The organism is Corynebacterium macginleyi, from assembly GCF_003688935.1.
GTDB lineage: Bacteria > Actinomycetota > Actinomycetes > Mycobacteriales > Mycobacteriaceae > Corynebacterium > Corynebacterium macginleyi.
On record NZ_REGE01000003.1, the window covers coordinates 180328 to 190353 of the forward strand.

7 protein-coding genes are annotated in these 10026 nt (G+C 57.5%); 1 reads left to right on the forward strand and 6 read right to left on the reverse strand.

The window, feature by feature from the left end; genetic code table 11:
* Nucleotides 1-101 precede the first annotated feature (101 nt).
* The 3 genes from eno to D9V82_RS04195 form a co-directional block, all read right to left on the reverse strand.
* Entirely contained in the window at nt 102-1379 is a 1278-nt protein-coding gene (gene eno, locus D9V82_RS04185; protein WP_121911136.1) for a phosphopyruvate hydratase, read from the reverse strand.
* A 92-nt stretch (nt 1380-1471) separates the two neighbouring features.
* Nucleotides 1472-2233: a lytic transglycosylase domain-containing protein gene (locus tag D9V82_RS04190; protein ID WP_121911137.1), complete on the reverse strand. Its 762-nt coding sequence runs from the start codon at nt 2231-2233 to the stop codon at nt 1472-1474.
* Nucleotides 2234-2322: 89 nt separating this feature from the next.
* On the reverse strand, nt 2323-2913 hold the full coding sequence (locus D9V82_RS04195) for a MazG nucleotide pyrophosphohydrolase domain-containing protein (protein ID WP_121911138.1): 591 nt from the start codon (nt 2911-2913) through the stop codon (nt 2323-2325).
* 69 nt (nt 2914-2982) lie between these two features.
* Here D9V82_RS04195 and D9V82_RS04200 point away from each other — a divergent pair, with 69 nt between their 5' ends.
* The gene (locus D9V82_RS04200) at nt 2983-4458 is read left to right on the forward strand and encodes an amino acid permease (protein WP_121911139.1); all 1476 of its coding nucleotides are present in this window, start codon (nt 2983-2985) and stop codon (nt 4456-4458) included.
* 310 nt (nt 4459-4768) lie between these two features.
* Here D9V82_RS04200 and mfd read toward each other — a convergent pair whose 3' ends face one another.
* From mfd to D9V82_RS12015, 3 genes are all read right to left on the reverse strand, one after another.
* Nucleotides 4769-8410: a transcription-repair coupling factor gene (gene mfd, locus D9V82_RS04205; RefSeq protein WP_204084039.1), complete on the reverse strand. Its 3642-nt coding sequence runs from the start codon at nt 8408-8410 to the stop codon at nt 4769-4771.
* The gene (locus D9V82_RS04210) at nt 8411-9028 is read right to left on the reverse strand and encodes a TetR/AcrR family transcriptional regulator (RefSeq protein ID WP_121911150.1); all 618 of its coding nucleotides are present in this window, start codon (nt 9026-9028) and stop codon (nt 8411-8413) included. It abuts the gene before it with no gap.
* Nucleotides 9029-9504: 476 nt separating this feature from the next.
* Nucleotides 9505-9690, reverse strand: a complete 186-nt coding sequence (locus D9V82_RS12015) for a hypothetical protein (RefSeq protein WP_147444097.1) — start codon at nt 9688-9690, stop codon at nt 9505-9507.
* Nucleotides 9691-10026: the final 336 nt, after the last annotated feature.

The following is a 10026-nucleotide window of genomic DNA, read 5'->3' on the forward strand; positions in this document are numbered from 1 at the left end:
GCCGACAGAAAAATAGTGACACAACAAGGAAGCCCCCGCCGCACCTTGCAGAGCGCAGCGGGGACTAATTTCCTACCGGAATCCGGCTTTTGAGCTAGACCTTAGGCCTTAAAACGTGGGAATGCGGAGCGGCCGGCGTAGACGGCGGCATCGCCTAGCTCTTGCTCAATGCGCAGCAGCTGGTTGTACTTGGCCACGCGCTCAGAGCGGGCGGGAGCGCCGGTCTTGATCTGGCCACAGTTAAGGGCGACAGCCAGGTCCGCAATGGTGGTATCCTCCGTCTCTCCGGAGCGGTGGGACATCATGGTGCGGTAGCCATTGCGATGTGCGAGCTCTACGGCATCGAAGGTCTCAGTCAACGTGCCAATCTGGTTAACCTTCACCAGCAGCGCGTTAGCTGCCTTCTTGTCAATGCCCTCTTGTAGGCGGGCCGGGTTGGTGACGAAGAAATCGTCGCCGACGATCTGGACCTTATCACCAATGGCAGCGGTCAGGGTGGTATAGCCTTCCCAGTCATCTTCCTGCAGCGGATCCTCGATGGAGACGATGGGGTACTCGTTGATGAGCTCCTCGTAGACCTTGGACATCTCCTCGGCGGTGTGCTCGCCACCTTCAAAGTGGTACTTGCCGTCCTCGTAGAACTCGGAAGAGGCAACGTCAAGGGCCAAGGCAACGTCCTTGCCCGGCTCAAAACCGGCTTTCTTGATGGCCTCAACGATGACGTCGAGCGCAGCGCGAGTGGAGTCGACGGAAGGTGCAAAACCGCCCTCATCGCCCAAACCGGTGGACAGGCCTTTGTCCTTCAAGACAGCCTTAAGGCAGTGGTATACGCCGGCACCGATGCTGAGAGCCTCACTAAAGGTCTCTGCGCCGATGGGAGCAATCATGAACTCCTGCACGTCCACCCCAGAGTCAGCGTGGGAACCGCCGTTGAGGATGTTCATCATGGGTACCGGAAGAACGTGCGCATTCGGACCGCCGATGTAGCGGTACAGCGGTAGCGCGGCGGACTCGGCTGCGGCCTTAGCGGTAGCAATGGACACACCCAGGATGGCATTCGCACCGAGGCGGGACTTGTTATCCGTGCCGTCCAGTTTGATGAGCGCCTGGTCAATGAGGCGCTGGTCATCGGCTTCGAGGCCAGCGATTTCATCGCCAATTTCCTCGTTGATGTTTTCCACAGCCTTCTGCACGCCCTTGCCTTGGTAGCGGTCGCCGCCGTCGCGCAGCTCGTGTGCCTCGTGTACACCGGTAGATGCGCCGGAGGGAACGCCGGCAACGCCGTGGCTGCCGTCCTCCAAGAAGACCTCGGCCTCTACGGTCGGATTACCGCGGGAATCCAGAATCTCGCGTCCAAATGCGTGGATGATACCAGCCATGCTATAATTCACTCCTTATAGATGATGTTTGTCGCTGAGCCAATTAGTTCAGTTACACGCTACATTGTTCCAGAAAACCGCCCCGCGTGAAGCTAACGAGCCGGTTGCGGGACTGAGTAGGCATTTGCCGCGTGGGCTACCTTTTCCAGATATTCCCTGGACTGGTTGTAATTTAAGATGGCCTCTTCCCACTGATCTGGGTCACTGAGATCCCTATCACCAAAGCACAAAAGGTTCGCCGCCCCCAGCGCGGCATCGTCAATCTGATTTGGGTCAGCCTCTCCATCGCCATTTGCATCTCCACCGACGAACTCCCACGAAGAAGGGATGAACTGCAAAGGGCCTACCGCACGGTCGAATTCCGTATCGCCATCGATTTCACCGTTATCGGTATCCGGGGTATGCGCGGTGTTATTCGTTCCATCCAGAGTAATGCCAACGATCGGAGGCTGCGGGTAGCCGTTATCATCCATTTTGGAAGACCTAAACCAATTTCCGTTATAGGTACCGTGCCGAGTTTCTACGTAGCCCACCCCTGCCAAGGTATTCCAACGCAAGTTACAACCTGGGTGCTGCTGCCGGGCGATGAGCTCTGCGTTGCCATAGGCGCGCAGTGCCTGCGGGGGGATGTCTGTAGCTTCTGCCAGATCCGATGCCCAGTGGGTTAGTTTATCGGCCGTGCGGCCCGGCGCATTGACATCGATATTTGCCACCTCTTTTCCACCAACTGGCGGGGTGGCACGTGGAACCGAAGAATCATCGGCAGAATTTGTCACAAATAGCACCATCACCAGCGCAATGATTATTACTACGGCTAGCCCGCAGCCCCCAACTATTCGCAGCAGCCTATTCATGAGTAGCCATCCTACTAAGTGAAATTCACCCCGCCGGATAACCACACGCGCCCGTCAAGCGTAAAAGTCGCTGAGACTTTTACCCATTTTTACTCCCGTGATTTTCCCTCTGCCCAGAGACGGTTTTGTTCTTCCACGCTTACGATTTCCGTTGTGCCGTCAAAGAGATACGGCGCGCGTGAGCGCATTTTCTGCACGAAGCTCGCGGCGACATCATCTAGCGAGAAGGTAGAAATCTCGGCATGAAAAATCACCTGCAGGAAGATATCCCCAAGCTCTTTAAGCAGGTCCTCCTCGGGTGCGCACTGGCGAACGGCCGCCGCAAATTCCCCTGCCTCCTCTTCTAGATACGGTAGAAGGGATTCATGGGTCTGCTCGCGCTCCCATTCTCCGATGCGGCGGGCCGTCGCCATAGCGTTGCGCGCCTGCATCACGGGATCGTCGAGCGAGTCAGCCCTAATGACCTGCTCCCCGGCGGCAATGCGCGCCTGGGTTTCCGGATCGTGTTCATCGGTAGTGACTAAAGTGCCGGTGGCATCATCGCCGCTTAAGAGATCCGCAAAATTCCACCGCACTGACACCGGCACTTCCCCAGTGAACTGAACGGGTCCAAATAACCTGCTATGGGCGCGCATAGGAATCATGGTGGGCCAGCGTTCATCGAGCAAAAGCACTGTCATACCTACAAAGTTTATCCCGTGTATTTTCTCAAGTTCCCATTAACGGGGCAGGCACGGTATTTTAAGCCAATGACCTCCAGTCAAAATAAGTCCCACTCGGTGTCGTTGTGGACACTTGTCGCGCTGATTATCGGATCCACCGTCGGCGCGGGCATCTTTTCGCTACCGCAAAATATTTCCTCCGTAGCAGGCCCAGGCGCCATGCTCATTGGTTGGTTGGTGGCCGGCATCGGCATGCTGTCCGTTGCCTTTGTCTTCCAGATTTTGGCGTACCGCAAACCCCACCTCGATTCCGGCGTGTATTCCTACGTGCGCGCCGGCTTGGGTGATTTCATTGGCTTTACCTCGGGGTGGGGTTATTGGCTGGGTTCGGTGATGGCACAGGTGGGATATGCCACCCTGTTTTTCAACACCATTGGGCATTACCTGCCGTTTTTCGATGCAGACCACAGGTGGCCGTCCGCCATTGCCGTCTCCCTACTGTCGTGGGGAATCTTCGCGGTCTTGGCCCGCGGGGTGCAGCAGGCCGCCTTCATGAACCTGGTAACGACGATCGCCAAGATTGTCCCAATCTTGGCCTTCATCGTGTTCATCGCGTTCATCGGCTTTAGCTGGGATAAATTCACCCTGGATTTCTGGGGCCGAAATTCCGACACCAGCGTCTTCGATCAGGTTCAGGGCATCATGCTCTTTACGGTATGGGTCTTTATTGGTGTAGAAGGTGCCTCTGTCTATTCCAAGCAGGCCACCAAACGCACCGATGTTGGCCGCGCCACAATCATCGGATTCTTCTCCGTGCTGGCCCTTTTGGTGTCCGTATCCACCTTGAGTTTTGGCGTGATGACGAAGGAAGAATTAGCCGCGCTGCCGGATAACTCTATGGCCTCGGTGCTCACTGAGGTTGTCGGACCCTGGGGTGGCGCGCTGATTTCCATTGGCTTGTGCCTGTCGGTCCTCGGGGCCTACGTCTCCTGGCAGATGCTGTGCGCTGAGCCGATCGTCATGATGGCTATCGATGGCCTTATCCCCCGCCGTATCGGCACTATCAATGTCGCCGGTGCCCCGTGGGTAGCCCAGCTGGTTTCCACATCTGCCATTCAGATCTTCATCGTCGTCTTTTACGTCAATGAGGCCTCTTATGCCGCGATGGTGCAGCTCGCCACCATCATGTACCTTTTGCCCTATATCTTTTCCTCGCTATACCTATTGCTGCTAGCGATACGGGGCAAGGGTGTGAGCCACCCGTACGCAGGAACGCGGTTCGATCTATCCGGGCCGGATATTCCCAGGCGCGAAAACCGGCGCCATTTTGGCATCGCACTGGTGGCCTTTGCGTACTCACTGTGGCTGATTTACGCCGCAGAACCTGTTTATATTCTCTTTGGTGCGCTCGCCGTCGTGCCAGGAATTGTGCCGTATATACTCACTCGGTTATCGCGCCGCGAGAAGCTTTTTAACGGATTTGAGTGGTCAATTGTCATCGTAGTGCTGGTGGCCGCCACTATTGCCGCAGTCGGACTCGCCCAAGGAACGCTGGAACTCTAGTCCTTTCCTCCACCGAGCGCGATCAGATTGGCGCGCTCACCCGCCACCGCAAACGGTCCAGACACAGACAGGCTTATCAGGGTATATCACCCCTTTACCCTGTGAAGAGTTGGCAAAGCAGCGCCATACGTTAATCTGACGCATGCTTACTAGATCCTGGTTTGGACATGGCCAACGAAGCTGTGGTCCCGCAAGGGCGCGTGCACATGCTCTCTGCCGGACAGATGATCACCGCACAGGCCCTGAAGCACGAGGCCGACATCATCGTGGGCGGGCGACTCCCCTCTCCGGCGGGGTCCTTGTCAACGCGCTACTCGCCAACGCTGATGAATGATGCGGCACCGGTCGGCTCACCCGAGACGTTGATGGGTTGGACATCAAAAAGCGCGCTCAAAAAGTCTGCGGCCCACTGGAGGAGCTCTGTATCGCGCAACTTGGGCGAGGTGACATTGCGCCCGGCTTTGGGGAAGGGGACGTTGATGGCCTTGGCCGCTGCCCGGAAGCTCGATCCCGGGTAGAGGCGCTTGAGGCGCACTTGCTTGGAATCCGGCAGTTCGACCGGGTGAAATTTCACCCGGGTACCCTGCACGGTAATGTCTGCCACCCCGGCCCGCCGAGCTTGATGGCGCAGGCGCGCCACGGCGAGCAAGCGCTCTACTTCTTTGGACAAGGGTCCGAAGCGGTCTTCCATTTCCTCCCGCGCCGCCGTGAGATCATTATTGTCCTGCGAGGCCGCCAACTTGCGGTAAACCTCAAGTCGCAGACGCTCGGAATCGATATAGGACTCAGGAATGTGCGCATCCACGGGAAGGTCGATGCGGATTTCTTTCGGGCCTTCGTCCGTTACCGCAGGTACCTCGCCACGGGCTAAGGATTTGTAGGCCTCCACGGCTTCACCGACCAAGCGCACGTAGAGGTCAAAGCCCACGCCTGCGATATGGCCGGACTGCTGTGCGCCCAGGACGTTGCCAGCACCGCGCATCTCCAAGTCCTTCATGGCCACGGCCATGCCCGCACCGAGATCATTGTTCTGCGCGATGGTGGCCAGGCGGTCATAAGAGTTCTCAGTCAGTGTGGCTCCCTTGGGATACAGAAAGTAGGCGTACCCGCGCTCGCGGGAGCGGCCCACCCGCCCGCGCAACTGGTGCAGCTGTGACAGACCCATGTGGTGCGCATTTTCCACGATGAGCGTATTGGCATTGGCAATATCCAGGCCTGTTTCCACGATCGTGGTACAGACCAAAACGTCATACTCGCGGTCCCAGAATCCCTGGACGGTCTTTTCCAGTACATCCTCGTTCATTTGGCCATGGGCGACGACGATGCGCGCTTCCGGCACCAAGTCGCGCAGCTCGCGCGCCTTCTTTTCAATATCGGAGACCTTATTGTGGATGAAGAAGGTCTGGCCATCGCGCAGAAGCTCGCGCCGAATGGCGGCCGCGACTTGCTTGTCCTCGTAGGCGCCAACATAGGTCAGCACCGGGTGGCGGTCCTCCGGTGGGGTGAGAATGGTCGACATTTCGCGAATACCTGCCATGGACATCTCCAACGTGCGCGGAATCGGCGTCGCGGACATGGTGAGCACGTCCACGCTGGCTTTTAACGCCTTGATGTGTTCCTTGTGCTCCACACCGAAGCGCTGCTCCTCATCAACCACGATGAGGCCCAAGTTCTTCCAGTGCACGCCGGTTTGCAGCAGGCGGTGCGTGCCGACGACGATATCAATCGAGCCATCTACCAGCCCCTTGAAAATTTCCGAGGCTTCCTTCTTGGAGGTAAACCGAGACAACACCGCAATCTTTACGGGGAAACCGGCCATGCGCTCGCTAAAAGTATCGTAGTGCTGCTGCGCTAGCAGCGTGGTCGGCACAAGCACGGCGACCTGGGTGCCATCTTGGACCGCCTTGAAGGCGGCGCGAATGGCGACCTCGGTCTTGCCATATCCCACATCGCCGACGACTACACGGTCCATCGGCACTGAGGATTCCATATCCTCTTTCACCGCGTCGATAGCCAGCATCTGGTCCTCGGTTTCGACGAAGGGAAAATTATCCTCCATCTCCGCCTGCCAGGGATTATCGGGCGCGAACTGGTGACCTGGTGCGGCCTGGCGCTTGGCATAAAGGTCCACCAATTCGCCGGCGATTTCGCGCACAGCAGCGCGCGCCTTCTTCTTGGTGTTCTTCCAGTCGGAGCCACCCATCTTGGATAGGTGCGGAGATTCGCCGCCAGTGTATTTGCTGAGCAGATCCAGCGAATCCATCGGCACCCACAGCTGGTCCGCCGGCTGCCCACGCTTGGAAGGCGCATATTCCAGCACGATGTATTCGCGCCGACTGGTCTCATCGCCGGATTGGATAGTGCGTTCGGCCATCTTCAAAAACTTGCCGATGCCGTGCGTTTCATGCACCACAAAATCGCCCTGCTTGAGCGCCAGCGGGTCCACCTTATTGCGGCGTTTGGCCGGGCGCCGCTTGGCGTCTGCAATATCGCCTACGCGGTTACCAGTCAGATCGGTTTCCGTGACCACGACGAGCGGCAACGCCTCGACGTCTTTTAGCTTGCGCACCTTGGGAAAGACCAAACCGGCGTGGCTGAGCGCCTGATACAAGGTGACCTCGCCCGCACTGGGTTCCCAGCCGGGGGTGGCCACCTTGGTCCGAATGCCCTGCTCTGCAAAGCGCTCCACCATGCGTTTGATGGCGCCTTGGGCAGGAGCGATAAACGCCGCACGCCCGCCGGCGTGAGTATGCGCCAATAGCTGGGCCATCATCGCGTCGATTTCCTTGACATCTCCGCGCGGGGTGGGCCCAGGCTCGAACTCGAGCGGCAGGGTTTCATCCTCCGGTCCAGCCAACATGCCCGGTGGAGAAAATGTCCACAGCGGCTGCCCGGCCTCGCGAATAGAGACTTCCAAAGACTCAAAGGAGCGGTAGCTCGATCCTTTGGTATCGAGCCCTTCCGTGGCCAAGGGGCCATCTGCGCCCATGGCCGCGGCCTCCCACCCAGCAGCAAGGAATTCCGCATCGGTTTTTTCCAGATCTTCAACGCGGCGCCTGATTTTTTCCGGCGCCATCATTACCACGTGGGTGGCGGCGGGGAGGAACTCGGAGAGGGTGATCAGTGGGGCATCGGAAAGCACGGGCAAAACCGCCTCCATGCCCTCAGCCGGAATATATTCGCTCACCTTAGTCAAAAGCTCCACCAACGCCGGGTTTCCGGTATGCGTCGCCGCCAATGTAGCCGCGCGCTGCGCCACCGCATCCGTAATCGGCAGCTCGCGGGCTGGGAAGATATCAACGCGGCCGACCTCAATTTCTTGGATCGTGCGCTGGTCAGCAACAGAAAATTGGCGAATATCGGTGACCTCATCGCCCCAAAATTCGACGCGCACCGGGTAATCCATAGTGGTGGGAAAGACATCAATGATGCCACCGCGGGTAGCAAACTCACCGCGTTTGGCTACCATATCCACGTGCTTATACGCCCTAAATTCCAGGCTGCGCACCACTTCGTCGAAGTTGTACTCCTGGTTTTCTTCCAGGTGCACCGGGGTGCGCCCTTCGATTTCTTGCAGAATGGGTTGGGCTAGCCCGCGCGCGGCCGTAACAATAATGCGCAGTTCATCAATGTTGTGTAGCACCTGCGCGCGCTTGCCGATGATATCCACGCCCGGGCTCAGCCGCTCGTGCGGCAGCGTCTCCCAGGAGGGAAACATCGCGACCTTATCGCCCATCATGGCGGTCAGCTCCGCGGTAAGGTCCTCGGCCTCACGGCTAGTGGCCGTCACCGCCAGCACCGGTGCGTGGTGGGCCAGAGTGCCAAGAGCCCACGGGCGCGCCTGATCAATACCCGTAATGTGCAGGTTTTGGCCCACGTTGACCACAAGCCCCTTGAGCTTGGGGTCCGTAGCCGCGACCTTAAGCAGCCCTGCCAACATTGGCGTCGCCATTTACTTACTGCCTCCTAGCTTGGGCTTTATTTCCATACCGGACAAACCATTCCAGCATAGATTGACTATATGCGTAGCGACGACTTCCTTATCCGGTTTATCCGGGCTGCGCTCATCCAACCACCACTGCGCCGTGGTAGAAACCATGCCAACGAGGGCCTGGCCGTAAATATTAGCTAGCTCCGGATTAATGCCGCGGTGATCAAAGGCCTCACCCAAGATATAAGCCACCTGCCCCACCGCAGCATTGAGCAGGGTGGAAAAACTGCGCTCCTCACCCGGCTTTGCATCGCGCACCAAGATGATGAAACCATCCGTTTCTTCCTCGACGTAATTCAACAGCGCCATCACAGCCTGCTCAATGCGTTCGCGCCAGCTGCCTTCTTCTAAAGAATCTGTAATGACTTTTTCTAGCGCCAGCATCTCCCGATCCACGACCACTGCATAAAGGCCTTCTTTGCCCCCAAAATGCTCGTAGACCACCGGCTTCGATACGCCGGCGCGAGATGCAATTTCTTCGACGCTGGTACCTTCAAACCCCAATTCCGCAAAAGCTGCGCGTCCAATGGAAATCAATTGCTCGCGGCGCTCACGGCCGGTCATTCTCTGTCGAACCATGCCTTCCACCCTATCCTTTGCCCCACCGTTAGCTAGTAATTTGTTATTTACCCGGGGGCGTCAGGTACTCTATAGCTACAGCATTCGCTGTGGTTCCCCATGGTGTAATCGGCAACACTGCGGTTTTTGGTACCGCCATTCTAGGTTCGAGTCCTGGTGGGGAAGCTCTTCAGAACCCCTTTTACCGGCAAAAAAGCTGGTGGGAGGGGGTTTCTTCATTTTCGTGCATTGGGTAGTTTCGGGCCGTTCTGGGCGGTTTCCTGTCCTGAATGTCGTGGAATTACATGGCCGTTTTAACTGCAATAGACCGCTAAAACAACGAAAAGGCCCCCAAACTACGTTGAACTGCTCCCCATTAGTTGGACTGAGAAATCAGTTACCGACTAGTGGGGAGTAGTTTTTCACCAGCTGGCTAATGGACCAGCCATCGTATTGGCCGCTGTCACGGCCGCCGGTAATGTGCTCCCGGATGTCTTTTACGTCCGAGAGACCGGGCCAAGACAGCCCGTAATGAAATCAGCGAAATACTTAATCGTCAGCACGTTGGTTGGTTCCTTTCGAGGTTGGGGTGTTTTTAGTGAGCCATCTGGGTTGACCTTGCCCGCCGCTAGCAGGTCGTAGAAGCGTTGGGCTTCTGCCATCCAGCGGTCGTGGTATTTCACCCGGCCTCTAGATGGTGTGGGCAGCTCGTGGAGGTACATTCGCGGTAGTCGCGAATATTGGCACCGAAAAGCGGGCGGCAGAGCTTATAGAAAAGGCATAATGACGCGGCTAGGCATGCTCCCACCAGAATGCTGATACCTGAAATTGGGTAGCCGTTGATTGCACTGTTGGAATGCTCAATCGTGTTGGTCTTGGGGTTACCCGCAAGTCGTGGACACGTTGTTAAGCTGCTTAGGGGTTAAGCAGCGGCTTTCTTATTACAATTTTGATCAGCGAGCTGGGCTTCGAAATCGACGGGGCTTACCATCCCGATGGACGAGTGGCGACGACGCCGG